General features: G+C 63.9%; 29 protein-coding genes and 3 pseudogenes. 13 read left to right on the top strand and 19 right to left on the bottom strand.

Annotation, left to right across the window (positions count from 1 at the left end):
• Window positions 1–200: 200 nt before the first annotated feature.
• Entirely contained in the window at window positions 201–896 is a 696-nt protein-coding gene (locus tag CXR29_RS06895; protein ID WP_101553835.1) for a hypothetical protein, read from the bottom strand.
• Window positions 897–1076: 180 nt separating this feature from the next.
• Between CXR29_RS06895 and CXR29_RS06890 the strand changes: the two genes are divergently transcribed.
• Window positions 1077–1367: a YrhK family protein gene (locus CXR29_RS06890; RefSeq protein ID WP_025778133.1), complete on the top strand. Its 291-nt coding sequence runs from the start codon at window positions 1077–1079 to the stop codon at window positions 1365–1367.
• On the opposite strand, the gene CXR29_RS06885 is transcribed toward CXR29_RS06890, so the two are convergent.
• From CXR29_RS06885 to CXR29_RS06860, 6 genes are all read right to left on the bottom strand, one after another.
• A complete protein-coding gene (locus CXR29_RS06885; protein WP_101553834.1) occupies window positions 1339–1647 on the bottom strand; it encodes a hypothetical protein in 309 nt (102 codons plus the stop codon). The two genes, CXR29_RS06890 and CXR29_RS06885, sit on opposite strands and share 29 nt — an antisense overlap.
• An 86-nt stretch (window positions 1648–1733) precedes the next feature.
• The gene (locus tag CXR29_RS06880) at window positions 1734–3215 is read right to left on the bottom strand and encodes an ATP-binding cassette domain-containing protein (RefSeq protein WP_127364205.1); all 1482 of its coding nucleotides are present in this window, start codon (window positions 3213–3215) and stop codon (window positions 1734–1736) included.
• Between the two features lie 10 nt (window positions 3216–3225).
• Complete coding sequence (locus tag CXR29_RS06875) at window positions 3226–4080, bottom strand: energy-coupling factor transporter transmembrane component T family protein (protein ID WP_101553832.1); 855 nt, start codon at window positions 4078–4080, stop codon at window positions 3226–3228.
• On the bottom strand, window positions 4077–4958 hold the full coding sequence (locus CXR29_RS06870; protein WP_101553831.1) for a histidine kinase: 882 nt from the start codon (window positions 4956–4958) through the stop codon (window positions 4077–4079). The genes CXR29_RS06875 and CXR29_RS06870 overlap by 4 nt, the downstream gene beginning before the upstream one ends.
• Entirely contained in the window at window positions 4955–6115 is a 1161-nt protein-coding gene (locus CXR29_RS06865; RefSeq protein ID WP_101553830.1) for a nucleoside hydrolase, read from the bottom strand. The genes CXR29_RS06870 and CXR29_RS06865 overlap by 4 nt, the downstream gene beginning before the upstream one ends.
• Window positions 6116–6141: 26 nt before the next feature.
• Entirely contained in the window at window positions 6142–6600 is a 459-nt protein-coding gene (locus tag CXR29_RS06860) for a DUF2695 domain-containing protein (protein ID WP_127364204.1), read from the bottom strand.
• Between the two features lie 119 nt (window positions 6601–6719).
• On the opposite strand from CXR29_RS06860, the gene CXR29_RS06855 reads away from it, so the two are divergent.
• Complete coding sequence (locus tag CXR29_RS06855) at window positions 6720–7640, top strand: carbohydrate kinase family protein (RefSeq protein ID WP_127364203.1); 921 nt, start codon at window positions 6720–6722, stop codon at window positions 7638–7640.
• Here CXR29_RS06855 and CXR29_RS06850 read toward each other — a convergent pair.
• On the bottom strand, window positions 7630–8100 hold the full coding sequence (locus CXR29_RS06850; protein ID WP_164742788.1) for an SRPBCC domain-containing protein: 471 nt from the start codon (window positions 8098–8100) through the stop codon (window positions 7630–7632). The genes CXR29_RS06855 and CXR29_RS06850 overlap by 11 nt on opposite strands.
• Window positions 8093–8614, bottom strand: coding sequence for a winged helix-turn-helix transcriptional regulator (locus CXR29_RS06845; RefSeq protein ID WP_101553826.1), 522 nt, complete (start codon window positions 8612–8614; stop codon window positions 8093–8095). The genes CXR29_RS06850 and CXR29_RS06845 overlap by 8 nt, the downstream gene beginning before the upstream one ends.
• A 120-nt stretch (window positions 8615–8734) precedes the next feature.
• Between CXR29_RS06845 and CXR29_RS06840 the strand changes: the two genes are divergently transcribed.
• The gene (locus CXR29_RS06840) at window positions 8735–9373 is read left to right on the top strand and encodes a dihydrofolate reductase family protein (RefSeq protein ID WP_127364202.1); all 639 of its coding nucleotides are present in this window, start codon (window positions 8735–8737) and stop codon (window positions 9371–9373) included.
• A 137-nt stretch (window positions 9374–9510) separates the two neighbouring features.
• On the opposite strand, the gene CXR29_RS06835 is transcribed toward CXR29_RS06840, so the two are convergent.
• Complete coding sequence (locus tag CXR29_RS06835; protein WP_127364201.1) at window positions 9511–10197, bottom strand: SDR family oxidoreductase; 687 nt, start codon at window positions 10195–10197, stop codon at window positions 9511–9513.
• A 213-nt stretch (window positions 10198–10410) separates the two neighbouring features.
• Between CXR29_RS06835 and CXR29_RS06830 the strand changes: the two genes are divergently transcribed.
• The 5 genes from CXR29_RS06830 to CXR29_RS06810 are packed head-to-tail and all read left to right on the top strand — an operon-like array spanning window position 10411 to window position 12617.
• Window positions 10411–10779: a hypothetical protein gene (locus tag CXR29_RS06830; protein WP_101553823.1), complete on the top strand. Its 369-nt coding sequence runs from the start codon at window positions 10411–10413 to the stop codon at window positions 10777–10779.
• Between the two features lie 7 nt (window positions 10780–10786).
• Entirely contained in the window at window positions 10787–10993 is a 207-nt protein-coding gene (locus tag CXR29_RS06825; RefSeq protein WP_101553822.1) for a hypothetical protein, read from the top strand.
• A 33-nt stretch (window positions 10994–11026) separates the two neighbouring features.
• Window positions 11027–11632, top strand: coding sequence for a 1-acyl-sn-glycerol-3-phosphate acyltransferase (locus CXR29_RS06820; protein WP_101553821.1), 606 nt, complete (start codon window positions 11027–11029; stop codon window positions 11630–11632).
• 1 nt (window position 11633) lies between these two features.
• Window positions 11634–12077 (top strand): alternative ribosome rescue aminoacyl-tRNA hydrolase ArfB, encoded by a 444-nt coding sequence (arfB, locus tag CXR29_RS06815; protein ID WP_101553820.1) that lies wholly within the window; start codon window positions 11634–11636, stop codon window positions 12075–12077.
• Between the two features lie 45 nt (window positions 12078–12122).
• Entirely contained in the window at window positions 12123–12617 is a 495-nt protein-coding gene (locus CXR29_RS06810) for a mycothiol transferase (protein ID WP_101596416.1), read from the top strand.
• A gap of 58 nt (window positions 12618–12675) precedes the next feature.
• Here CXR29_RS06810 and CXR29_RS06805 read toward each other — a convergent pair whose 3' ends face one another.
• The 3 genes and pseudogenes from CXR29_RS06805 to CXR29_RS06795 form a co-directional block, all read right to left on the bottom strand.
• The gene (locus CXR29_RS06805; RefSeq protein WP_206516263.1) at window positions 12676–13527 is read right to left on the bottom strand and encodes a GNAT family N-acetyltransferase; all 852 of its coding nucleotides are present in this window, start codon (window positions 13525–13527) and stop codon (window positions 12676–12678) included.
• Between the two features lie 19 nt (window positions 13528–13546).
• Window positions 13547–14491 (bottom strand): alpha/beta fold hydrolase, encoded by a 945-nt coding sequence (locus tag CXR29_RS06800; protein WP_127364199.1) that lies wholly within the window; start codon window positions 14489–14491, stop codon window positions 13547–13549.
• 90 nt (window positions 14492–14581) lie between these two features.
• Window positions 14582–15079, bottom strand: a pseudogene (locus CXR29_RS06795) (nucleoside deaminase).
• A 37-nt stretch (window positions 15080–15116) separates the two neighbouring features.
• Here CXR29_RS06795 and CXR29_RS06790 point away from each other — a divergent pair.
• Window positions 15117–15494, top strand: a complete 378-nt coding sequence (locus CXR29_RS06790) for a hypothetical protein (protein WP_127364198.1) — start codon at window positions 15117–15119, stop codon at window positions 15492–15494.
• On the opposite strand, the gene CXR29_RS06785 is transcribed toward CXR29_RS06790, so the two are convergent.
• The 3 genes from CXR29_RS06785 to CXR29_RS06775 all read right to left on the bottom strand — a co-directional run bounded on the left by CXR29_RS06785 (window position 15455) and on the right by CXR29_RS06775 (window position 17862).
• Entirely contained in the window at window positions 15455–15895 is a 441-nt protein-coding gene (locus CXR29_RS06785; protein ID WP_101544760.1) for a YtoQ family protein, read from the bottom strand. The genes CXR29_RS06790 and CXR29_RS06785 overlap by 40 nt on opposite strands.
• 163 nt (window positions 15896–16058) lie before the next feature.
• Window positions 16059–16268, bottom strand: a complete 210-nt coding sequence (locus CXR29_RS17460; RefSeq protein ID WP_206516262.1) for a hypothetical protein — start codon at window positions 16266–16268, stop codon at window positions 16059–16061.
• Window positions 16269–16632: 364 nt separating this feature from the next.
• Window positions 16633–17862 carry an alpha/beta hydrolase gene (locus CXR29_RS06775; RefSeq protein WP_164742787.1) on the bottom strand — a complete coding sequence of 410 codons (1230 nt, stop codon included), beginning with the start codon at window positions 17860–17862 and terminating at the stop codon, window positions 16633–16635.
• 565 nt (window positions 17863–18427) lie between these two features.
• Here CXR29_RS06775 and CXR29_RS06765 point away from each other — a divergent pair.
• Window positions 18428–18592: a hypothetical protein gene (locus tag CXR29_RS06765; RefSeq protein WP_240688457.1), complete on the top strand. Its 165-nt coding sequence runs from the start codon at window positions 18428–18430 to the stop codon at window positions 18590–18592.
• A gap of 646 nt (window positions 18593–19238) precedes the next feature.
• Here CXR29_RS06765 and CXR29_RS06760 read toward each other — a convergent pair.
• Window positions 19239–19925 (bottom strand): annotated as a pseudogene (locus CXR29_RS06760) (LysR substrate-binding domain-containing protein); the annotation flags it as partial.
• 145 nt (window positions 19926–20070) lie between these two features.
• Here CXR29_RS06760 and CXR29_RS06755 point away from each other — a divergent pair.
• Window positions 20071–21462, top strand: coding sequence for an IS1380-like element ISBli4 family transposase (locus CXR29_RS06755; RefSeq protein ID WP_127363627.1), 1392 nt, complete (start codon window positions 20071–20073; stop codon window positions 21460–21462).
• Between the two features lie 172 nt (window positions 21463–21634).
• On the opposite strand, the pseudogene CXR29_RS06750 reads toward CXR29_RS06755, so the two are convergent.
• Window positions 21635–21904, bottom strand: a pseudogene (locus CXR29_RS06750) (LysR family transcriptional regulator); the annotation flags it as partial.
• A gap of 123 nt (window positions 21905–22027) precedes the next feature.
• Between CXR29_RS06750 and CXR29_RS06745 the strand changes: the two are divergent.
• Both CXR29_RS06745 and CXR29_RS06740 read left to right on the top strand, forming a co-directional pair.
• Window positions 22028–23020 carry a putative oxygenase MesX gene (locus tag CXR29_RS06745; RefSeq protein ID WP_127364196.1) on the top strand — a complete coding sequence of 331 codons (993 nt, stop codon included), beginning with the start codon at window positions 22028–22030 and terminating at the stop codon, window positions 23018–23020.
• A 17-nt stretch (window positions 23021–23037) separates the two neighbouring features.
• On the top strand, window positions 23038–24078 hold the full coding sequence (locus CXR29_RS06740) for a methionine synthase (protein WP_127364195.1): 1041 nt from the start codon (window positions 23038–23040) through the stop codon (window positions 24076–24078).
• 222 nt (window positions 24079–24300) lie between these two features.
• Here the strand turns inward: CXR29_RS06740 and CXR29_RS06735 are convergent, their stop codons facing one another.
• The gene (locus CXR29_RS06735; RefSeq protein WP_127364194.1) at window positions 24301–25134 is read right to left on the bottom strand and encodes an aldo/keto reductase; all 834 of its coding nucleotides are present in this window, start codon (window positions 25132–25134) and stop codon (window positions 24301–24303) included.
• Window positions 25135–25151 lie beyond the last annotated feature (17 nt).

Below are 25151 nucleotides of genomic sequence, written 5' to 3'. Positions count from 1 at the left end.
GGGGTCCGATGCCCAGAGCCGCACCGTCTTCACCGGGTCATGGCAGTCGAAAGTGACTTGGACTCTTCTGCTCATCTCAGTCTCTCCTCTCTGAATACGGGTCGCGCGCCGACCAGCGGTGTCATCACCGACCAGTCACCGGTTTCCGGACCGCACAGGTCCCATCATCCTCCCTGTTCGTCAGAACGACCAGCACCGGATCAGACAGCCAACTGCTCGTCGAGGGAGAACAGACTCGGGATCTCGTGCCTGATCGTCTCCCCGAAGGTGAGCGCCCCGCCGAAGAGTCCTTCGACCGCATCGACGGTGTACAGCACTCGATCGCGTGAGATCGGGGGCATGAGGTCGCCGTCCTTGAGGTAGCGCTTGAGTGAGCCGGTCGCCGCTGCCCTCAACCCGAGGCGACCGGCGATGGACCATGTGATGCATTCGGTTTCGAAACGCACCTGGGCCCTGTCGATCCCGGGCTCACTGCCGATGACGCCGAGCTTCGGCCGGTCGCCACGGTGACCTGCGAAGACGAGGGCCAACTCCTCGATCAGGTGCACGAGCATAACTGTGGGGCTGCGGGTCGTCGGCAGCGTCTCGGGCAGCAGATCCTTTCCGCGCAGGGCGGCGATGACCGTGTTGAGGCCGTCCCAGGTCGGGGCACGGTTCGCGGTGTCGGGGCCGGCCGCCTCGGTGGAGGCCGTCGATCCCGCAGCGGGAGGGACTGACGGTTCCGCAGCGGAAGGGACTGACGCTTCCGGGCAGGATCGGGAGACTACCGCCGCATCGAGTGCTGTGAGCTGGGGAGACCGGCGGACAGCACAGAGCAGCTCGTCCCACGACAGGAGTGAGCTGCGCTCGCGTGGCTCGCTGTAGAGGGCGTCGAATGAGTGCGGGTTTACGTCCATACGCTCAATCTAGGACTCGACACTGACGTGAGATTAGGCGAACCTCGGACCTGCACGACATGCCGGTCGGGCAGTAGGCTCGCACTGCATGGACAGTGGCAGAGCTCCGCCGAGATCCCAGGAATAAGGGACTGAGGAACTGAGCAGGGCGAAGTCCCGGCGACGGAAGAGGAGAGTCACATGGCTGAGAACAACGGCGACATTCACCTGCATATCGGGCCCGAAGAGCTTGTCATCCGCCAGCGCTACCAGGTCATCAGCATCGCCAATGATGTGCTCATCGGCGTGTGGTTCCTCATCGGCAGCTTCATGTTCTTCTCCGACGCTCTGATGACCACCGGCACCTGGCTGTTCGTCATCGGCAGCATCGAGATGCTCATCCGCCCGGTCATCCGACTCATCCGGCACCTGCATCTGCAGAGGTTCCGCGGATCCAGTGGCGTCACCGCCGACTCGGGATACGACTTCTGAGCAGGGACGACCAGTCGATCCTGACGAGGACGTGGGCGGCCACCGCCACCGCGCCCATCGTCGGTGCACCGCGGGCCCAGTCGCCGGCGGTCAGCGGTCTGCCGAGTGCGGCGAGCCCGGCCCCGACCACTCCGATCGCGGCCACGCTCTGCTTCGTCGACATCCGCACAGCGTCGATTCCAGTGAGATCGGCGATGTAGTCGGTCGTCGCGAGGAAGGTCAGTGCCTCCTCCGCGTCGTGGAGAGCCCAAGCGGCGAACAGCATGATTGGTCCGCGCATTGCGTTCCCTTCAGACGACACAACTCACAGACTCATTGCACCACACAATCGCTTCGGAGGTCCGTTGTCGCGGGGGCCGTGCCGCTTCAGCACAGATTCACTCGTCCATCAGCAAGGCGAAATCGACGATGAGAGGATTCCTGGGCCCACCGGTGGTCGTGGGTTGTCGCGAGGACGGCGCCGCCTCGAGCCAGGAAGCCATCGATGATCGCGCTCAGTCGGTCCATTCCTGTCCGGTCGCGACCGATCGTGGGTTCGTCGAGAAGCAGGACTTCTGCGCCTGTGACAAGGGCCGAGGCGATGACGAGGTCTTTGCGCCGGGGCGTGTCGAGGTCGAATGGATGCTCCTCACACACGGCAGCCAGATCGGCCTCGTCCAACGCCGTGTCGACGATGCGGCGACGCTGTTCGATCATCTCCGGCCGGTCGCGCCGCCGGTGGCGCGGCAGCGGAGCCGCACGCATGAGTTCGGATCGCACGGTCGCCGCCGAGAGCTGGACACCGGGGTCCTGTCCGACCCATCCCAGATGAGCGCTGCGCACGTGGGCGGGCAGGTCCAGCAGATTCGTCCCTTCGCCGAGGCGGCTCGCCGTGACCGTGCCCGCGCAGTCAGCCGACCGGTCGAGGAGTCCGATGAGCCCGCGCAGCAGAGTCGACTTCCCCGCTCCGTTGGCGCCGGTGAGGGTGGTCAGCTCACCGGGGTGAAGGTCGAAGTCGACGCCTTTGAGCACAGTTGTGCCTGCGCGGTCCACGCCGAAGTCCCTCACCTTAAGCACGGTTTCGGTACTCACGGGTGCGGTCGGAATGACCGGATTGGGCGGGTCAACGGGACGGGTGTCCCAGACTCCCTGCAGCTGTGCGAAACGGCCCAGTTCGTCACGTGTACCTGCGAAAGCGTCGGCGTCGGCGTCGGATTCGGTGTCGACCCCGGAATCCCCGGGCGCGACGTGAGCCGGCCTCAGCCTACCCGCGTCGAGGAAGCGCACCTTGTGGCAGCAGAGAGCAAGCTCGTCGATCTGGTGTCCGGTGATGAGCACCGAACGCCCACGATCACAGGTTTCCCGCAGGGCCGACGCCAGACATCGACGCATATCGGGATCGAGTGACTGCGAGGGCTGGTCCAGAATGAGCAGATCGGGGTCGAGTGCGGTGATCCTCGACAACGCCACCAATTGGCGCTGACCGCCGGAGAGCGTATCGAGACGGCGGGCCCACAGGCCATCGATCCCCAACCGTGCCAGTGCAGTCCGCGCCCGCTCCTCTGACTCGACCCCAGCAATGCCGCGCAATCTGCACGCCAACTGGACCTCATCCTCGACGTGGCTGGTCATTCCGCTCAGCTGGGCTTCCGGATCATCGCCGAGGAGCCCGGCCGTCCCAGCGGCATCGACGTGCCCGGTCGAAGTTCCTCTGGTCCCGAGCAGACCGGCCAACGCCCGAGCCAGGGTCGATGTGCCCGATCCGACGGGACCGACAACGGCGGTCATCGATCCTGCCGGCAGCGACAGGACGACATCGGTCAGTGCCTGAGTCTCTTCACCGGCGTAGGTGAATCCGAAACCTGTCATCGCCCTCACCTCAGCGGACACCGATCAGTTGAGAGGAGTTCGGCAGCGGCAGCACACCGGCCACCGAGGCGGCGACGAGACCGACCGCGACGACAGCGATGGTGATACGGAGCAGTCCCTGTCCGCGACCGTTGCGGTAGTCGTGCAGTTCGACACGGCGGCTGTTCGCTCCGAGGCCGCTCTGCTCGAGCACCTCGTGGCGCTGTTCAACCTCGATGAGCACCGAGGTGAACAAGCCCGTGACGATGCCCGGCAGCAGCCGCATCCGCACGCGCCAGCGCTGCGTCGCCCAGCCTCGGGCCTTGCGGGCTTCGGTGACGTGGCGGGTTCGGGCGCCGATGAGAGGGATGAGTCCGATTGCGGAGGCACACACATAGGCGATGCTGTCGGGCAGTCGGAGCATGCGCAGACCATCGAAGAGTCGAGCCGAATCGGCGCCGAGGCCGAAGAGGGCACACAGGCCGATGAGTGCGGTCACGCGCAGCCAGATCTGGATTGCAATGCTCAGTCCTTCGACGCTGAGATGCGCCGGTGCTGCCTCCCAGAGGACATGCACCTCGGCGCCCGGGTAGAAGAATCCCTGCACGATGACGAGCACGAGCAGCGTCGGCAGGCACAGCACGGCGACACCGAGAGCCCACGACCGCAGACGCAGCGCCGGTGAGACGACGACTGTGAGCACGGTGGCGACGATGACGGCCATGGGCACCACGGGTGAAGGCACCCCGAAGACGAGCAGGAGGCTGCTGAAGAGGATGACGATCTCGGTCGCCGGATGCAGCCGGCGACCGAGATCAGTGCGACCGTCGTCTGGAGATACGGCGGCGCCTCCTGCGCCGGGGGTCTTGGGACCGGAGGCGATCATTCCGCCGCGGGCGCCGACTCGGCCGTCGCTTCGGCTGGCGTTGTGCTCTCAGTCGACGCTGTCTTCGGGCGGCTGTGCAGGGCGAAGGGGTAGCGACCGATGATGCGTTTGGGCAGCGACCGGATGACGACATAGGCGAGGGTGAAGATGAGCGCCTTATCGACGATGTCGGAGACCATGCTCTGAGCGAAGGTGGCGTTGAACATCTCGAGGCCCGCGGCTTGGAGGATGGCCACCACTCCCCCGGTTCCGGCTCCGAGTCCGCCGCCGAAGACGTAGGCGGCTACGGGTGCTCCGATGGCACCGGCGGGAACCCCGGCGACGGCGCCGACGATGACCGCCGTCCAGGGTGTGCGGAAGACCCCGAGTCGTGCTGCCCAGCCGGCGGCAGCTCCGATGAAGGCGGCCCCGGAGCTGAAGGCGATGACGCTGGGGCTCAGGGTCACGCCCCAGATAAGGTTCGAGATGATTCCCGTGAAGGCGCCTGCGGCGGGCCCTGCCAGGACGCCGATGAGCACCGTTCCGATGGAGTCGAGGTAGAGGGGTACGGGGGTGTAGTTGCCGATGATCTGCCCGATGACGATGTTGAGGGCAATGGCGACCGGAATGAGGGCGAGAACGCTGCGGGGAATCAGCGGGAGGGTACCGGCGGCGAGCAGAATGCCTCCGACCAGATAGCCGAGCATGACCCACAGAGTGGTATGGCCGAGGTCGACACCGAGGTTGGCCGGTTGGGTCAGCAGCACGGCGACGTAGGTGCCGATGACGATGAGGGTGCCGAGCAGAGTGAGGGCGAGAGCTAGGGTGCGGTTGCGTTTTTGTCCGGGACCGACCGTGGTGGTCGGCCCCTGCCCAGACTGTCTGGAGTGTGCGGTCATGCTGGTGGTCCTTTCATCAGGGTGGAACTGAGGTGGTCGAGGAAGGCAGGAGCGTCGATGGTGCGGATGATCTCTGCATTCACGGGGCGGCTCCACCGTCCCAGCCAATCGGCGACGGTTTCGCCTCGTGTGAGTGTACCCGTGAGTTCGACATCGACTGGTGCCCACAGCGTCGACGCCCACGGCAGCTCCCCCGCAGATCCTCGTTCGGGCACCGAGGCGGCCGCCTCCGAGACGTTGGTGTTCGGATCTTTGGGCGCTGTCCCGAGCGACTCAGCGGTGTTCTGTCGTGCCCAGGACAGGGCGCAGGCGAGGACGAAAGGGTCGTGGATGTGGGCGAGATAACCGAGTCCGTCGGATTCGTGGAACTCGAAGTAGAAGCGCAGAGCTTCGGAAAGCTGTTCGAGGACCGACTGCCAGTGGTCGTCGGCACCGTCGGCAGGGGCTCCGTCGAGGATCGCGGTGAGGCGCTCAGGTGTCATCTCAACGGCTTCGGTCGCTTCGATGGGGGCGATGACCGGCAGGTGTCCGAGGTGACCGCTCGCATGCGCTGTGCCGAATGCCTCGAGCACTCGGGCCGCGGACTCGGGGTCGAAGGTGACGTTCCATTCCGTCGTCGGGTGGGTGTTGCCGCGGTAGTTGAATGCTCCGCCCATGATGAAGAGGCGCTTGAACAGACTCGGCAGATCCGGGTCGATCTCGAGGGCCGAGGCGAGATTCGTGGCCGGACCGATGACGACCCCGAGGAGCTGTCCGGGATGGGCGTGGGCAGCATCGACCCACGCTTGAGCAGCCGATACCGAACTCGCCGGGGCGCTCGGGTCCGGCAGCCGCGCATATCCGCGTCCGGTCTCGCCATGAGTGAGGTCGGCGTATTCCAGGACTTCGCCCGTTGCCGTCTCCGATGCCTGCGATTCCGCCTGCAGGGCCTGCCGTGCCACTGGAAGACTGTGGCCGGCGTGGACGGGAACGTCGCTGCGCCCGGCCAGCGTCAGCCAACCGCGGGTGTTCTCGACGACCTGGGCGGTGGCCACGTTGCCTCCGGATGCGGCAATGCCGACGACGTCGACGTCGTCTTGGCAGCACAGGTAGGCCAGTGCAATGGCATCGTCGATTCCGGGGTCGCAGTCGAGGAAGAGCGGCAGAGTGGCAGGCATGGTTCTATTCTGCCGGACGCGTGCACTCACCATCGTCGGATGCGGGCCCAGTTTCCGCAGGCTTGCGTGGATCCCCTCCTCACCAGTCGACAGCAGAGGTAGAGCTTCGTCGAAGGAGGTTCGTCGATTCCGAATCTCTCTCTCATGTCGATGGCTTCCTCATTCCCGAAGGGAGTGCCGATAAGCTCGCCGAACGGCATGCTGGTGATCCACGGTTTGGCGGCGAAGGTGAAGGCATTGAGGAACATCTCACAGTCACAGCAGCAGGCACCCATACTGCTCAGCCGCGCGATCAGCGCCGTGGCACGTGGAGCCGTACGGTCGCGGAAGCCCTCTGCGAACCGGTGTGTGCCGTTGCAGCCGAATTCCCCGAGCTGGCGGAACACATAGCAGGCCAGGCATTCCCCCGGCCGCGGGGCGAAGACGCGGGCGGTTTCCTCATCGATGATCGTTCTGACGTCGTTGTCAATGGTGTTCTTGTCCATGACCACACAGTTGCAGACGGCACTGACATGAAATGAGATCGATTCCTAGCATTCACCGATTTTTGTCCTATTTCTGCAGGTCAGCACCCTGAAAAGATTTTCAGCCTAGAATCGTGTCCATGAGCATTCTCGTCATCGGTGAAGCCCTCATCGACATCGTCAGTTCGCCCGGGGTTCCCGACCGCTATGCACCGGGTGGAGCGCCGGCCAATGTCGCTCTCGGCTTGGGCCGCCTCGGCGACGATGTCGAGTTCCTCACCGATGTCGGGGATGACTTCCACGGCGGATTCCTTCTCGCTCACCTGCGGGAGGCCCAGGTTGACGTGCTCGCCACCCCTCGAGGCGGCACCTCCACAGCGCTGGCCCGCCTGGCCGATGACGGTTCGGCCGAGTACGAGTTCCAGCTGCGGTGGGATCCCGATTCGTCGCTGCTCGGAAGCAGCGGCCGTTCGGCCCTGCATTTCGCGTCGATCGCAGCTTTCCTCGAGCCGGGCTCCGCCGTGATCGACCGACTCCTCGACGCTGTCCCGGAACAGTCAGATCCGCAGACGGCAGGCCTGCAGAGAGCAGGGACGCTCATCTCCTTCGACCCGAACATCCGGCCGTCGATCGTCGGTTCCCACGAGGATGTGCTGCCACGATTCGAGGAGTTGGCGAGTCGGGTCGACGTCCTCAAACTCAGCAATGTCGATGCCGATTGGCTCTATCCCGATCTTACTGAGGAAGCACAGGTCGATCGTCTGCTCGATCTTGGTCCGGGTCTGGTGGCGATGACTCGCGGCGGTGACGGAGCGATCTTGGCGACCGCCTCGGCGCGGGTGACGGTGGATTCGGCTCGGGTCGACGTGACGGATACGATCGGAGCCGGGGACACGTTCATGGTCTCCCTCATCCACGATCTGCACGCCTCGACATCACCGATGGCCTCCCTCGGTGCGGCAGAGCTCATGGCCCTGGGAGATCGTGCATCTGCGCTGGCCGGGATCACCGTCGGCCGCAGCGGCGCAGATCTTCCGTGGGCCGCGGATCTCACGAACTGAGGAACTCGCCGAGCTGTCGCAAGCAGATGTCGTGGCCGTTGCGGTGCCCGTCGACCATTCCCTCACCGACGAAGGACACGACTTGGTCGACGAGCTCGACCCGGGTGCCTGTCGGGATGGCGGTCAGGGTCCAGGTGATGATGGCCGTCGACAGGATCTCATCGTCTTTGGTGAGAGTCTCGGTGGTCACGATATGACGCTCCGGTTCCAATGAACAGTACTGACCGGTGGAAACGAATTCCAGCACTCCTCGTGATCCACAGCGGGCGCGGATCGCTCCGCCTGGACGGAATTCGTCGATGTCACAGACCATGTCCTCACCTTCGGGGACTCCCCACTGCACGCGCTGCCCGGTATCGGCGAAAGCGCTCCACACCACCGAGATCGGGTGCTCGAAATCAGCGCCGAGGCGGATCGTCGCGGTCACCGGCGCGCGCTGATCGGATGCTGTTTCACTCACCGAAGAACACCTCCTCGTGTCCGCTTGGGGCCGAGATCTCCGCCTCGTAGGCGGCCTGCAGTCGCTCCGAGGAACGCGGTTCGTCAGGATTCGGGCGCGGCACCCCGAGGTGGGTCTCTCGAAGCTCATCCATGAGACCGCCGACGAGTTGGGGGTCATCGGCCATGATTCTGGATCGGATCGTCAGCTCCGGTGAGGTCTCCCGGTGGGTCATCCCCCACGTTCCGAGGGCGACCATGACCGGCAGAGTCTGGATTCCAGCCTCGGTGAGGGTGTACTGGGCTCGCTGCCCGCGTGCGGCTTCCGCCTTTGTCAACAGCCCTTCGTCGATGAGCTTCCTCAGACGACTGGAGAGCATGTTCGACGCTATGCCCTCGTCATTGCGGAGGAGCAGCTCACGGAAGTGGCGGCGATCGCCGAAGATGATGTCGCGCAGGACGATGAGCGACCAGTTGTCACCGAGGACCTCGACGGCGGCATTGATCGCACATCCTGAACGCGGCTGTGCAGGCATTGCCCCACCTCCAGTGATTGCATTCTGAAACTACTTAATCTTACACTGGGTCCACTTCCCCGGAACCCACGCAATCCGTCGGACTGACGACATCAGCCGAACCATCACATTGGAGTGCACATGGCCAAAGCGTGTGTCAACAACCTCTTCGTCTCCCTCGACGGATTCGCTGCCGGCGAGTTCGTCACCTTCGATCAGCCGATCGGCGAAGCCCAAGCACTGTTCTCTTTCTTTCACGGCCGCGGCATCGAGGGAGTGGACAAGGTCGACGCCCCGGTGACCGCAGACCGCGCTCTGTTCGCCATGTGGGGACAGGGCATCGGAGCCGAGATCATGGGCCGGAAGAAGTTCGGTCCGCAGACGGGACCGTGGCCCGATGACGGCTGGCGTGGCTGGTGGGGTGAGGAGCCGCCGTTCAAGACCCCGTGCTTCGTCCTCACCCATCATCCGCGGGAGCCGATGGAGTTCGACAACGGCACGAGTTTCCACTTCATCGACGCCTCGCCCGCGGAGGCACTGGCCGAGGCGAGCGCTGCCGCTGACGGCGGCAATGTCCGCATCGGCGGCGGTCCATCGATGGTCAGGCAGTTCCTTGCGGATGGCCTCGTCGACTTCATGCACCTCGTCATCGTCCCGGTCACCCTCGGCCGCGGGGTCTGGCTCTGGGAGGGCCTCGAGGAACTTGAGAAGGATTTCACGATCGAGAGCCTCACCACGGCCAGCGGCCTGACCCATCAATTGTGGAATCACCGAGGCTGATCTGCCCGAGGACTCAGGGGTCCGGTCCCTGCGGGTGCGACAATGCCGATGGCCCGCCGTTCCCTAACGGAACGGCGGGCCATCGGGTCAGTGGGCCGCTCGGACCCGGGTGACGGCTCGGAGCGGCCGGACTCAGGTCAGCGGATCGCCTCGGCGATGGGGGTCTGCCCGTCATAGAAGTTCACGGTCTCGCGCACCGCAGCGGACTCGGCGATGACGTGGGTGATGACGTCGGCGACGAGGTCGCGTGAGGTCACCCGCACATCGTCGGCCGGCGTCTGCCCATCGAGGTCGCCGGCCGCATCGGCGATGAGAACCTTGCCGCTGGAGGGCTCGAGGGTCAGACCGCCGGGTCCGAGGATCGTGAAGTCCAACGAGCTGGCTCGCAGGTGCTCATCGGCGCCGCTCTTGGCCTGCACGTAGGGGTAGAAGGAGCTCTCCGGGTCGACGCGCTCCGAGTCGACGGAGGCGCTGGCGTAAGAGATCATGACGAAGCGCTTGACCCCGGCCTGTTCGGCGGCGTCGATGGATCGCTTGGCTGCTTCGAGGTCGACGGCCCTAGTCCGCTCCGGGCTGCCGCCGCCGGCTCCGGCGGAGAACACGACAGCCTGGGCTCCTGCGAACAGGTCGGCGAGCGCCTGGGTGTCGGCGGTTTCGATGTCGAGGACGACTGGGTTGGCCCCAGCGGTTTTGACATCGGATGACTGGTCGGGGTTGCGGATCACCGAGTCGACGGCGAAGCCTGCGGCCTTGAGCTTGGGCGCGGCCAGAAGTGCGATCTTTCCATGGCCGCCGAGAATGACGACACGAGCTGAATCAGACATATCTTCCTCTGCTGTTGGTGATGGTCGTACCTCGCACAGCGATCAAGCTGCTGCGATTATTCCCGCCGGACTCGACCCGAGATCGCAGGCTCAGCGGAGAAGTGTTGGACTCAGCGCCTGACCACCGTCGAGGACGGGGACTGGCTGAAGCCTGCCCGTGGGGATTGTGTCCGAATGCTCAGGTCGGTCACGGCGGCCGGTACGCTGAAGCCTATGCCCGAGGACTATTCGCCTGCCGCCGTCGTGCACCGGTTGGAGCGCGGACGACCCGTATCGATCCCCTCGTCGACGCGACACATCGTCCTCACATTGGTCCTCGCTCTCATCATCGGATTCGGGCTGCTCGCCGCCTTCGTGTGGATCGTCACCGCCACGATCAGCGACGGCCGCAGCTGGTGGCTCATCATCGCCAATCTGCGCATGTGGGCCGTCGTCGTCGGCATCATCGGCTGCCTCGTCGTCGCTCCGATCGGCGTGTTCGTGCGACTGCACCGACGGGAATCCCTCGTCCTCTTTCCTGAAGGAGTCTCCCCTGGCCCGAAACGGCCGTATCCTGCCAGAGACGTTCTTGCCGTGGCATGACATCAAGATGGTCGTGTTCGAACGTGCCGTCTCCCGCGGCCCGAAGATGCTCGCCTACATCCTCACCGAGGAAGCGACCCGCCGGTTGCGCAGACGGGGGCTCAATCCCCGCATCGTTGTCCGCAACGGATTCGTCCTCAGCCACCGCCGACTTTTCCCGGTCCTGAGGGCCGCTCATGCCCGGTTCTCGACACAGTCCCAGGGACGCTGGTAGGTTCGCCCCCTCGCGTGCTCTACCGTTGAGATCATGATCCGACGCCTCCTCGCCCGCGCCTTCTGGACCTTCAGCAAGTGGACGCTCGTCACCGAGCCCGCTCCGAACCGTCCGACCATCCTCGTCGGAGCTCCGCACACTTCGAACTGGGACTTCGTCGTCATGCTCGCGATCGCGTGGCGCATGCGCGTCGATGTCCATTGGCTGGGTAAGCATTCCCTGTTCACCGGCTGGCGGGGGCCGATCATGCGGGGACTCGGCGGGATTCCCGTTGATCGCTCGGATCCGAGCAAGATCGTCACCGAGGTGGTCGACCGAATGCGTGACGGTGAGGTCTTCGCTCTCGTCATCACTCCAGACGGAACCCGCGGCGGGCACACACATTGGAAATCCGGGTTCCATCGCATCGCCCGTCAGACGGGCCTTCCTGTCACCTTGGGCTACGTGGACTCGGCCACTCACACCACAGGCCTGGGTCCGACCTTGGAGATGACCGATGACCTGGTCAGCGACATGGATCGGATCCGCGAGTTCTATGCCGACAAGCACGGCATCCGGCCGCACCTGCAGATCACGCCGAGGCTGCGCGAAGAAGGCTTCGCCGGTGACGATCGCGAAGGCGAAGCGGAGCCGACCTGAGATGGACGGTGATCTGCGCGTCCCCGCCGGACCGGGGATCCCTGCCGGGCTGATCATCCCCGCCTCCGAACTGTCCGAACAGTTCTCCCGGTCATCGGGACCCGGAGGCCAGCACGTCAACACTTCTGACTCCCGAGTACAGCTGAGCCTCGACCTGGCTGCGGCGACCTTCCTCACCGAACCTCAGCGCGAGCGGGTGCTCAGCCGGTTGGCACCGCGCCTGTCCGGCACCGTGGTCACCGTGACTTCGGAGAGGCAGCGGTCGCAGCTGAAGAATCGTCAGGATGCGCGCATGCGTCTGGCGCAGTTGCTGCGTGAAGCGTTGGCTCCGCCGGTGCAGAGGCGAGCAACGAAGCCGTCCCGCAATTCCCGCCGCCGGCGAGTGCAGTCCGAACAGCGGCGGTCGGAGATCAAACGCAATCGCCGCCGGCCCCGTCTCGACTGAGTCCCGCTGGTGACAGAGATGGTCGCAAAGAGCAGAATGGGCGACATGAACAGCATCGACATTCTCACCGACCTGTCCCAGCGCCCCCTCCAAGCGGCACAGGCGCTGCCCGACCTCTCCCCCGAAGAACTCAACCGCCACCTCGGCGGGCATCCGAACTCTATCGCCTGGCTGCTGTGGCACAGCGGCCGCGAGATCGACGTGCAGCTCTCCGACCTCACCGGAGGCCCTCAACAGTGGGAGGACTTCCGCGACCGTTTCGACCTCGGCGAGATGGGCGATGGGTTCGGGCTCGGTCACACCCCGGAACAGGCAGCCGAGATCCGCGTCGACGATCAGCAGCTGCTCGTCGACTATCTCAACGCCACATTGAACGCGTTCACCGCGTACCTGGAGACGCTGTCGGAGGACGACTTCGACGAGATCATCGATGAGAACTGGACGCCGGCAGTCACTCGCGGCGTCCGCATGGTCTCGATCATCGATGATGCGATTCAGCACGTCGCGCAGGCGGCGTTCATCGCCGGCGCTCCGGCCTGACCTCCGACGTCGGCTGTCCTGATCTCCAACGCCGCTCCGGTCTGTTCTCCAACGCCGGTCAGGGGCGGCGGAAGTCCCTGACCTCGCCGAGGCTGTCCATCCCGGCCGCTCGATAGGTGGCGACGGCGGCGGTGTTCGATGACGGAGTGGCCACGTTGACACTCGACGCTCCCATCGACCGCAGTGCGCTTGCAGCACCGAGCGCCATTTCCGTGCCATACCCGAGGCCGCGGTGGTCACCATGAACTCCGAGAGGTTCGATGATGCCGGGGCGACCGTGTCCAGCGGACCAGACGGTGGTGGCGCCGACGGCAGCACCGTCCGTGGAATAGCCGACGAGACACCGACCCTGTTGGTAGGCGAGTCCTGCAGCCATCAGCTGCCATCGCTCAGCGGTCAGTGATGCGCCGGGGAATGCGGCGGATTCGACGCTGACCCGGTCAGCGATGTCGTCCGCTTCGACAGTCTCGAACCTCAACGAGGTCGGTGGGACAGAATTTGACAGTGCGCGGTGCAGGACGGTCCAGGGTTCGTCGGGTGTCCATCCCGCCTCGTTGAGGGTGTGCTGCAGCGCGGGTCCGAACCGGGATTCGACGATTCCCGTCCCTGGTGGGAGGAGATCGGACAGAGTGGTCTCGATATCAGTCACGACCGCCTCGGCGAGGGTTTCATCCGCGGCATGGTCGGGCGAGATCGCCATGCGAATGAGTTCGGTTTCGTCGAGGAATCCGACGGCTGCGATCTCGCCGTCGCGCGTCCACACCCGCAGTCCCGAGGCAAGCGCTTGCGAGCCGAAGCGCTGATACCAGCCGAAGTCGCCAGGATGGACTTGGACGGGCAGCCCCTCGCGCTGCCAGGACGCGACAGCATCGATGATGTTCGACAGGTCCTCGGCAGACGGAATCATCATGGTGGGCCAGCCGCGATCTTTAACCTGCGATGACGCGGGTTGCGAATTCGACGATCTCCGCTTCCGCCTCGGCGCGAGTCGTCGGTTCATTGTGGACTTCGTGCCGGACTCCTGAGAAGACTCGTGTGCGCACGTCTGCGTGACCGGTCTCTCGCAGCCTGTTGGCCACGTGGTAAGCGCCTTCGCCGTAGTTCGCGACCGGATCCTGGTCACCCGCGAGGATGAGCACCGGCAGATCGCTTGAGATCGTCTCATACCAGGAATCGGCATTGGCTTCGTCATAGATGTCGACGAACCCCTGCAGGAACCGCGCACTCATCGGGGCACCGAAATTATTGAACGGGTCACGGCCGTGATCGGCGACGACCGCCTCGTCGAGGGCAACCCATGCAGTGGGACCTGCATCGGGACCGCAGCGGTCGAGGAACCCGTCGAAGAGCTGTCCCACCAGATGGTCTGCAGCAGGTTCCGCACGATGGTCGCCAGCGGCCGCCTCGGCGAGTTCAGCGCGGTCAATGGTCTGTTCGATTCCCTTCATCTGCGCGGCGATTCCGCACAGCGCCAGCCCGGTGAGTTCGGCTTCAGGGCGGGATGCCATGGAGCGGGCGATCATCGACCCCCAGCTGTGGCCGAAGACGATATAGGGCAGTCCGGGCAGGATCTCACACGCCTTCGCCTGCAGAGTCAGCTCGTCGTCGACGACGACGCGCGCGGCCTCGTCTCCAGCGTCGGCCCAGACGCCCGACTCCATGGCAGTGCGCCCGTGCCCTGCGTGGTCACTGGCGACGACGGCGAAGCCGGCATCGAGCAAGGTGCTGATGAGGTGGAGGTAGCGGCGGGAATGTTCGCCGAGGCCGTGGATGATCTGCACGATGCCGTTCGGCGCCGTCGTGGGAGTGTGGAGCCACGCGTTGATCGTGTCGCGATCGTTGCTCGAGGGGAACGTGATTTCATGCAGGGCCAAGGCCGGACTCCTTTGTCAGTTTCGCTGCCGGCCCCGTGATTTCGGTGCGGGCAGAACAATCGCTGAGATGCAGATACTGTACCGCGGATCTCAGGCATCGACTCCGTGCAGACGGGCGTGCAGATTCCGCACCTGGGTGCTCAATTCCGGATCGGGTCCGGCGACTTCGATTCCCGGGGCGACGTCCTGAACGGGCAGCGGCAGTACGGGACCGGGGGCCAGACCCCATTCCTTGTGCCAGGCGCTCAGCTGCTGGCTGCTGCTGGCGTAGACGATGCGGCCGAGGCCCACCTACGCGTGCGCCGCTGAGCACATCGGGCAGTGTTCGCCGGAGGTGAAGACGACGGTTTCGGCTCGATGCTGGGGTGTGAGATGGTCGGCTGCCCAGCGAGCGATTTCGAATTCGGGGTGACGGGTGTGGTCGCCGCCGGCCACCCGGTTGCGGTCGGCGAAGAGTTCACGACCGTCGGCGTCGACGAGCACGGACCCGAATGGTTCGTCTCCGGCATCAAGGGCTTCGCGAGCCAGGTCGACGCACCGGGTGAGGAATCTGCGGTCATCATCATTGAGATCAGTTTGAGGTTCCATGCTCCTCATCCAATCACAGCGGGCATATTCTTGATCCATGCCGTTCGAAGCCGTGTCATTCACCGAGGTCTCCACCGAAGGTCTCGAGTCCTCCCCCGTCGCCGAGGCGCTGGCGGGCCTACGTGCCAACGAGGCACGGTACTTCTCCGATAAGTACAAGCACACGTTCACCGTGGCCCCGGCTGCTGAAGCACAGGACGTTCTGGACTGGGTCGAGGAGATCCTCGTGTCCGAACGCGAGATCGTTCCGACCTCGCCCGCGCTCGAAATCAGCATCAACGATATCGACGGCATCTACTGGGTGGAGGCCGCGAACGAGCCTTTGACGGGTGGTCGTTCGCGGACTCAGCTCATCGGGTTCAGTCCTTTTCAGGTTCAGTCTCTGAGGAGGTACTTCAGGGTTTCGACCACCTGATCGGTCGTCTGGCACCAGGCTTGGGCTTCAGCGTCGACCTCTTTGAGCGGATGAATGATGTCGGCATCGTGGAGGGTCACATAGGGTGTGCCGAGTGCTGCGCAGTAGCCGGCGTCGAAGGCGGCGTTCCACTGCTTGTACTTGTCGCCGAAGCGCACGACGACCATATCGGCCTTTGCGATCAGGGTGCGGGTGCGGATGGCATTGACCTTTGACGACTGGTGGTCGCGCCAGAAGGAGCTGTCGTTCTCGCCGAGGTGGTCACCGGCGGCATCGCTGGCGGGATGGTCCGTCACCGGGGCGGTGAAATCGATATCCAGGCCGGCCGCCTCGGCGCCGCGCTTGATCTCATCGCGCCACTCGGTGTGGATCTCACCGGACAGGTAGACAGAGAAACTCATGTCGATCACTCCTCAAACTTACGGCAGATGGGACTGCTTTCCCTTCAAGCACCACCATAGCCAATCGGAACTCAGACGCTCAGCGCTGACCGCGCGGCCGAGCCCCGGACACAGACTTCGCACGAAGTGACGGCTGCGGGCTCAGCCCCGGCGATCGTCACCGTCAGGAGGTTGCCGTCCTGACGATCTCGGCGATGCGCTTCTCGGCGACCTCGTCAATAGTCTTGAAGTACCATGCGGCGGGCATCAGCGATCCGTCGGAACCACCGGCTGGGGTGAGTTCGACCTTTTCCGTGAGGGCCAGGTTGACCCGCTCGTCATTGCGCAGTGTCACCAGTGCAGGAGTGCTCGCGAACAGAGCATAGGCCAGCATGCCGTACCAGATCCGCGGCTTGAGACTGGGGCGACGGTCACGATGATCTCGTGCGCTCGCTGCATGAGCGATCGTTCCGGTTCGTCCATCTTCGTGATTTTGTCGGTCACCTGGGACAGGTTCTTCTTATCTTTGGTCGTCATATCATGTCCTTACGTCAGCCGCTGTGTCGCACCGGCGGTTGAAGACGGCGCAAGAATGCGCCGCACCCCATCTGGACATGTTCCGGGCAGACCGGAGCTCTCCGCAATGATTCAGGCTTAGGTACCTGGAAGTGCTGGCAACCGTACGTGCTGCCGATTTCCACGATACTTGCATCCACGCCTCCCCACCAGGACAGCCGAGATCCACAACAGACGTGTCGCTAGCGAAGTTGCTCGGATAAGTAGGCCTCCGCGATGCTCAGGTGTCCCTGGCTGCCGATTGAGTTCTTCGCCTTCTGCGTGTACGCATGATTGGCGAGGGGAACTTTTACGGTCTTGACGTCGACTCCGCGGCTTCGGGCCGATTCGGCCCATGAAAGCTGGTCGGTTGGGGTGATCACGTCATCGCGCATCGCTGTCATCATAAGCATCGGCGGCGCGGGTGCTTTCAGATGCGTGACGGAATCGGCCACTGAGTAGCGGTCCGGATATTCCTTTGGTGTGCCACCCGTGTAGCTGGTCGCGAATAGGCGCGTGCCGGATCCCGCACCTGGCCCGGTGGGGGCGTTCTCGTAGAGACCTGTCACGTCGAATGCGGGGTAGTCGGCAATGACCGCCGCCGGAACCGGAACCTTCCCACCGCAGGACGATTCGGCGTCGCCTTGCGCTGCGGCACCGGCGGTATTGGCGACCATGTTGCTGCCCGAACTCTCGCCCCAGAACGCAAGGCGATCGGTATCTGCACCGATCGTGTCTGCGTGGGTCTGAATCCAGCTTGCCGCACAGGCCACCTGCGACGGTGCGCTCTGCCAGGTTGCGTTATCCAGGGTGGCGAGTTCGTATTCGACCGATACGACCAGGTAGCCGTGATCAGCGAGTTCACGGAGTTCTGAACTCGCTGCGTTTGGGTCGCCTGCGATCCAACCGCCTCCGTGGACGTACATGATCGTCGGGGCTGAACCCTTCGCTCTCTCAGGTTCGTAGATCGATACGGAGAGGTCATCGCCTGAGCTGGATTTGTCGTACACTTCCTTGCGATCAGGCGATGCCGAGTCGATCGCCGAGAGCCCGAACGTCGCAGTGAACAAGTTCACCGAACCACCGGCCGAGGTGATGGCGACGAGGAGCACAATGACGACCGCCAGATTCGCGATCGTGCTCACCACTCCGAATCCTGTCATTGCAGCTCCGGTCCATCGACGGCCTCGGCGCAGCCAGACGATTCCGAACCCAAGCACAATCGCTCCGACCACAGTTGCCATCGGCGCAATCGTCGGCGCAAACCGGGCCGCAGCGGAACTGACCGGGCCAAGCCCGGGAATGAGCGATGCCAGGCCGTTGACTACAGCGATCGCACCGAACACGAGCGCGAGGAGGACGCCCGTTGCCCGAACTGTATTGGCCGCGCGTTGGGGCACCGCGGGCTGTGACGAACGCTTGCTGGCTGTCACCTTCGGTCCTCGCTTTCCGACCTGTCGGGTTGAGATTCCCGCTGCAGCAGATCTCATCGTGGCGGTCACCTCCTGACGCCAGGGGCCACTTTAACGCAGTCCGATTCTCACAACCCAGATGAATCGGCCTGCGCCCACGGCCGTGGGAGGGCAGCCGAGGTCAGCAGAGAATCCCTGCACTGAGTCAGCCTCATCGATGTCGCGAGGCTAGTCGGGCACGCTGGACGATCGGCAGATCCCACCGAGCTGGAATGCTGTTCGGCGGTCATTGTCGGCTCGAGGCGGTCGGCCCCCGTGTTTGAGGACGAGAGCATTGTCGCGGGCAAGTGATTGGAAGTCTTCTGCTGTGAAGTCGGGGACCAATACGCCGGCGTCGTGCCCCTGAGCGACAAGGCTGTCGTGGAATCCGTTCCGGTTTGGCACAGGGCCAGCAACTGCTCGGAGCCGCGATACTCCTGGAGGAGAACCCCTGCCGGACGCGGGCTCCTTGATCGGCCAAATGGGTCGCACGCGAGGGATCGCGGACACTGACGCCGATCTGCCCAGGCGGAATCCGCTTCAGAAGATGGTCGAACCATTTGAGGGCCCGATCGACCTGACGCTGCCCGAGCCGGTCACCCTCGCGGACTTCGCCGCTTCCGCGTCCGAAATCGGCGGACGCCGAATCGAGCGCGTCGTCGTGGACGACGAAAAATGGGTGGCCGACGCCGACACGGTCACCGTCCACTAGACGTCGAATCTGAGTTTCACCCATGAGACGTCCGACGAGGGTGCCGCTTCAACGTCGGAGTGAAATCCCATCGCTCCCAGCTCTCGAGCCCTGACGCATTCGGCTAGGGCCGGAGTCAGACGTGGCCTCGCTGCCTCGACTAGGTCGGCGGCAGCTGAGGCTACAGGACTCATCGCCTCGCGGATGCCGCGATCTGCAACCCCAGAGAGCACGGCCCCTGCACCGAGGTGGTCTTCAAGCGAGGGGCGCGGCGAGTCGTCGGCCTGCCACCACTCACCAGCTGCCATACCCGCCACCGATCCCGCACGCACTGTTCGATCCGCGCCTTGACGTGGAGACCAAGCGAAGACTAGCCGTACGGCTATTCGAAAACCCACTCGCCGGAACCATCGAGTTCTCTCGGTTGAACATCGGCCGGAACTCGGTCAGATCAGCTGACGCGGGATCCTGACGGGCGACGACATCGATCGTGCGAGGCGTCATCAGTTGATCTTCCACCGCGGATCGACTAGCCCGACTCCGGTGCTCCTCAAACATGCCACAGCAGAGCGTCTGCCGCACAGCGGCGTCGGCGGCCTTTGCCGAGGGAGCGCTGACGAACTGACGATCTCGTGGGTCGAGGGAACCGCCTCGGCGCTGCCCTCGGTCAAGGCCGGTCGAGCAGCGCAATGCCGAAACCGGCGACGACGGCCCGAACTTCGTCAAGGTAGCGTTGCGCCTGTTCGGTCAGCGGGATCCCCGAATGATCGATCCAGCCGATCTCGATGCGTTCCTCGACCTCGAGTGGAATCGCGACGATGGCCGGATCGAGATCGTCGCTGATGATGCCCGTCGAGATGGTGTAGCCGTCGAGTCCGATCATCAGGTTGAAGATGGTCGCACGGTCAGAGACCCGGATCTCCTGCTTGCTCGACAGGGTGGAGAGAATCTCCTCGGCAAAGGAGAACGAGTTGTTCGCCCCCTGGTCGAAAGTGAGCCGAGGCAGGGCGGCTAGATCGTCAAGGGTGACGCGGCGGTGGGAGGCAAGTGGGTTCGTACGAGAGATGAAGATGTGCGGGGAGGCGAGGAAGAGCGGGTGGAACGCGAGCCCGGAATCTCGCAGCAGTTTGTCGATGACCTTCCTGTTGAAGTCGTTGCGGTAGAGGATGCCGAGCTCACTGCGGAGCGTGCGAACGTCTTCGATGATGTCCCAGGTACGCGTCTCTCGCAGTGAGAACTCGTACTCGGCGGCATCGCTGGACTTGACCATCCGAACGAAAGCATCGACGACGAACGAGTAGTGCTGCGCCGAGACTCCGAGCAGACGCCGTGACGGTGGGCGCCCTAAGCCTTGATCCACCGATGCGAGTAGCCGGATCAAGCCGCGCGTGAAATGGAAATGCCCCTTCTGAACTGGGAAAATGATGATGTTCTAAGTCAACATTCCCGTTCAAGAAAGGGGCACCTCTCAGGTGCTATTCAACCACACACCCGCGTCTGTGTCTCACTCCTTCGACGATGCGAACCTGACGGCCACTACCGGGCTCGTCCCGATCATGAGCCTCGCCCAGATGGCGGGCCTGCCAGACCTCGCCGAAGACCGTCTGACCGTGACCACCACCGGAGCCGACAAGGGCGCGAACCCGGCACCGAAACTGGCTACCCTGGTCGCGGGAATGGCTGCCGGGGCCGACTCGATCGATGACATGAACATCCTCCGCCACGGCGGCATGCAACACCTCTTCGATCGTGTCTACGCGCCCTCGACCCTGGGTTCGTTCCTGCGCTCGTTCGCCTTCGGCCACGTCCGGCAACTCGACGCGATCTCCTCCCGCTTCCTGACCAACCTCAACGAGCACACACCGCTGCTACCAGCCAGCGAAGACACTGGACAAGCGATGGTGTTCGTCGATGTCGACGACACCGTCATCGATGTCCACTCCGCGTCGAAGCAGGGAGCTGGATTCGGCTACCAAGGCAGTCGTGGCCTCAACGCACTGTTGGCGACCGCATCGACGGGCGACTCCAGCCAGATCATCGTCGGCCAGCGCCTGCGCAAGGGCTCAACCTCGTCAGCCCGGGGTGCTGACAAGTTCGTCGCCGACGCTCTGGCCACCACGACCCGAATCAACTCCGACCTCCCAGCCCTGGTCAGGGCTGATTCGGCGTACTACTCCTCGACTGTGACCAAAGCCGCCCGGGATGCCGGGGCTGAAGTATCGATCACGGTCCGCATGGACAAGAAGGTCAAAGCAGCGATCGGAACAATCAGCGACGGCGCATGGACTGGCATCGAATACCCCGAAGCGATCTACGACGAAGAGACCAGGGCCTGGATTTCGAAGGCCGAAGTCGCCGAGGTCCCGTTCACCGCATTCACCTCGAAGAAGAAGTCCCTGCACGCCGCCGGCCGCTTGGTGGTCCGCCGCATCCCTGAACTCAACGAGACCAAACGCACTGCCGGGCAGGACCCATTGTTCGACTTGTTCCGCTATCACGCGTTCTTCACCACGGTGGACAAAGACCGTTTCGACACCGTCGCTGCTGATCACATCCACCGCAAGCACGCGATCATCGAGCAGATCAATGCGGAGTTGAAGAACGGTGCCCTGGCACATATGCCCTCTGGGGTGTTCAACGCCAACGCCGCCTGGGTAGCAGTCGCAGCGATCACGCACAACCTGCTGCGGGCTGCTGCCGGACTCATCGGTGGCAGGATGAGCAAAGTGCGCGCTCAGACGCTGCGGACACGGATCATCGGCATCCCGGCCCGGATTGCTCACCGGGCCAGGAAGCTGATTGTGCACCTGCCGAGACGGTGGCCGTGGGCGACGGAATTCGCACGACTCTGGCACGCGGCTCTGAGCCCACCTACACGATCATTGTCCTGACCGATTCGCTCCTGCTCGAGCACGAGGCCGCAGGGTCTGGAGGAGACCCCGGGGAATCATCTATGTGGAAGAGACCGGTGAGAGACCGGGACACTACTTCCTGCCCTCGCACCGCGTTCGCACTCGAATCCGAGTGAGCCCCTTGCCATCAAGCGAATCGGTGGATCAAGGCTAAGTAGTGCTGTTCGAGGAGTTCCACCTGTTCGACGACCTGCCGGGCATAGCCGAGGAACTCCACACCGTCGTCGGTCAAAGTCACCCCGCGGGCGGATCGGTTGAGCAGAGCGCGATCCACACGAGTCTCCAGGTCCTTCATCGCGGCAGACATGGTCGGCTGGGAGACATAGAGAAGATCAGCGGCGGCGGTGATCGACCCCTCCGAGGCGACCTCGATGAAGTACTGGAGTTGCAGCAGCGTGATGTTCTTCAGGCCTCGAGACATAGCCCAAGGCTATAGGATTCCATAGTTCCCCCGAGTTACCTGATGACCGTTGGGGACGGGCAGGATGGATCACAGACATGCCAGCGACCACTACTGGCCGAACACCCACCGAATTGGACGTCCATGACACCTGAGTTCTCATTCAGCATCACCACGACTCGATTCGACGAGGACTACTCGCCATCGGAGAGCACCCGAGCGACGACGAACTTCGCCAACCTCGCCAGGGGCGAGAACCGTTGTCAGAACCTCCGCACTGCTCTGACCATCATCAATCGCCGCTTCAACGAACTCGCGTCCTGGGACAATCCCGACCGGGATCGCTATGACCTCGAACTCGACATCGTCTCCGGAGGACTTCACTTCACCACTGGCGGCCGGGAACAGGAGTTCCCCCTGCTCGAAGTCCTGGATATCCAGATCATCGACAGACTGACCGGAAAACATCACCCCGGGATCGTGGGGAACAACTTCTCGTCCTTCGTCCGCGATTTCGATTTCAGCGTGCGGCTGCCGGCTGCCAATGAGGCCGCAACCGAGTTCACGGTCCCCGATGACTTCGGTGATCTGCATGGCAAACTGTTCCAACACTTCCTCGATTCTGCTGCCTATCGGGAACGATTCCAGACGGCACCCGTGATCTGCATCAGCGTTTCCACGAGCAAGTCGTACCGTCGAACCGAGAATCACCACCCGATTCTCGGGTTCGAGTACCAGCAGGACGACTACTCGCTGACAGATGACTACTTCGCGAAGATGGGACTCCAGGTGAGGTACTTCATGCCGCCGGGCAGCGTCGCACCGCTGGCCTTCTACCATCGCGGCGACCTCCTCGGCGACTATTCCGATCTGGCGCTCATCGGCACGATCAGCACGATGGAGACTTTCCAGAAGATCTATCGGCCCGAGATCTACAACGCGAATACCGCCGCCGGAGAGATCTACCGGCCGACGCTGGACCGGCACGACTTCTCGGAGATGCCTGTCTCATATGATCGCGTCGAACGCAGCCAGCTCGGCATCAGACAGGGGAAGTTTACGGAGGAGTTCTTCGTCAACCCGCACCGAGAGATGCTCGAGCAGTGGGCTTCCGACCGACCCGTCCCAGCCGCATGACCTCAGGAGAAGAAACGATGACGCAGCCGCTGTTGCCCACCTCAATCGTCGGCAGCCTGCCGAAGCCGTCCTGGCTCGCGCAGCCCGAAACTCTCTGGTCCCCCTGGAACCTCCAGGGCGATGCCTTGGCCGAGGGCAGGCACGATGCTCTGCGAATCTCGACTCATGAGCAGACCAACCGCGGCATCGACATCATCAGCGACGGAGAGCAGACCCGCCAACACTTCGTGACGACGTTCATCGAGCATCTCAGCGGAGTCGATTTCGAGAAGCGTAAGACGGTTCGAATCCGCGATCGCTACGACGCAAGCGTTCCCACAGTCGTCAGCGCCGTGAGCCGTGAGAAACCGGTGTTCGTCGACGATGCGAAGTTCCTCCGCCGGCAGACCGATCAGCCGATCAAGTGGGCGCTGCCGGGACCGATGACGATGATCGACACACTTTATGACGACCACTACAAGAGCCGCGAGAAGCTGGCCTGGGAATTCGCCACGGTCCTCAATCAGGAGGCAAAGGATCTGGAGGCGGCGGGGGTGGACATCATCCAGTTCGACGAGCCCGCATTCAATGTCTTCTTCGAGGAGATGAAGGACTGGGGAGTCGCCGCGCTCGAACGGGCAGCGGAAGGTCTGCGGACCGAGACCGCAGTGCATATCTGCTATGGCTATGGGATCAAGGCGAACAACGACTGGAAAACGACCCTCGGGTCCGAGTGGCGCCAGTACGAGGAATCGTTCCCTCTCCTGCAGCGCTCGAGCCTCGACATCGTCTCGCTCGAATGCCACAACTCCCATGTCCCGATGGACCTCATCGAACTGATCCGCGGCAAGAAGGTCATGCTCGGCGCCATCGACGTGGCAAATGACACCATCGAGACACCGGAGGAGGTCGCCGCCACTTTGCGCAAGGCACTGAAGTTCGCCGACGCGGACAGGCTCATCCCGAGCACGAACTGCGGCATGGCCCCTTTCGCGCGCGACGTCGCCCTCGCGAAGATGAGCGCCTTGAGCGCGGGAACAGCGATCGTCCGCGAGGAGCTGGCTGCGTCAGGGGTCTGACCGCGGCCGCACTCCATCCACACATGTTTCGAGCCGTCGGGCCTCTGGGCAATGATTCGGGCGTTCTGAGCCCGGGAAGCACAGTGACAGCTCGAGCTGTCGTTGCCACAGTGCACCAGCCTCTGCCGCGGACGCCGGGCAGAACGGAGAGCGCCCACCTATTAACGCTTGCCTCAGACGTTGAAGCGGAACCTTCGGCAGAGGCTGCGCCCTTGGTCAGGCTCACAGCATTTCTAGTGGTCGCGGTCCGCTCGGGGGCGGGAACGCACGGTCCAGAGCATCCAGGTCTTCGCGGGTCAGCTCCACGTCCAGTGCTGTGGCGTTGTCTCGCACGTGCTGCGGGCTGCTCGCTTTGGGGATCGTGCAGAGCGAGTCGCGGCGCAGCACCCAGGCGATGGCGGCCGCCGCGGCGCTGACGCTGTGACGCGCCGCGACGTCGTTCAGCGTCGTGTCGTGAAGGATGCGGCCCTGCTCGATCGGCGAATACGCCATGACCGGCAGCTGGTGGTCGGCGCACCACGGCAGGAGGTCGTACTCCGGTCCTCGCCTCGACAGGTTGTACAGCACCTGATCCGTGGCCAGCCCGCTGCTGCCCGGCACGTCCTGCAGGTCAGCGAGGGCCCGGTGGTCGAAGTTGCTGACGCCCCAGTATCGGATTTTCCCGTCCTCGACGAGCTGTTGGAAGGCCGCGACGGTGTCCTGCAGCGGGTACCTGCCCTGCCAGTGCAGCAGGTAGAGGTCGATCCGATCGGTGCCCAGGCGTTTCAGGCTGCCTTCGCAGGCCGCGATCGTGCCGGAACGGGAGGCGTGGGACGGAAGGACCTTGCTGACCACGAATGCCTCGTCGCGGCGACCCGCCAATGCTTCACCGACCACCTCCTCCGCGCCGCCGTCGGCGTACATCTCGGCGGTGTCGACCAGCGTCATGCCCAGCTCGAGGCCGGCGTGCAGCGCGGCGACCTCGTCGCCGCGGCGGCCGGGGTCCTCACCCCAGCCCCAGGTGCCCTGGCTCAGCACAGGGATGGACTCCCCGCTCGGCAGCGTTATCCGTCGCATCCGCGATCACTTCCTTC

It is taken from the genome of Brevibacterium linens, from assembly GCF_003999335.1.
GTDB classification, from domain to species: Bacteria; Actinomycetota; Actinomycetes; order Actinomycetales; family Brevibacteriaceae; genus Brevibacterium; species Brevibacterium linens.
The sequence above is the reverse complement of the archived record's forward strand: the minus strand, read 5'-3'. Positions and strand labels throughout refer to the sequence as shown.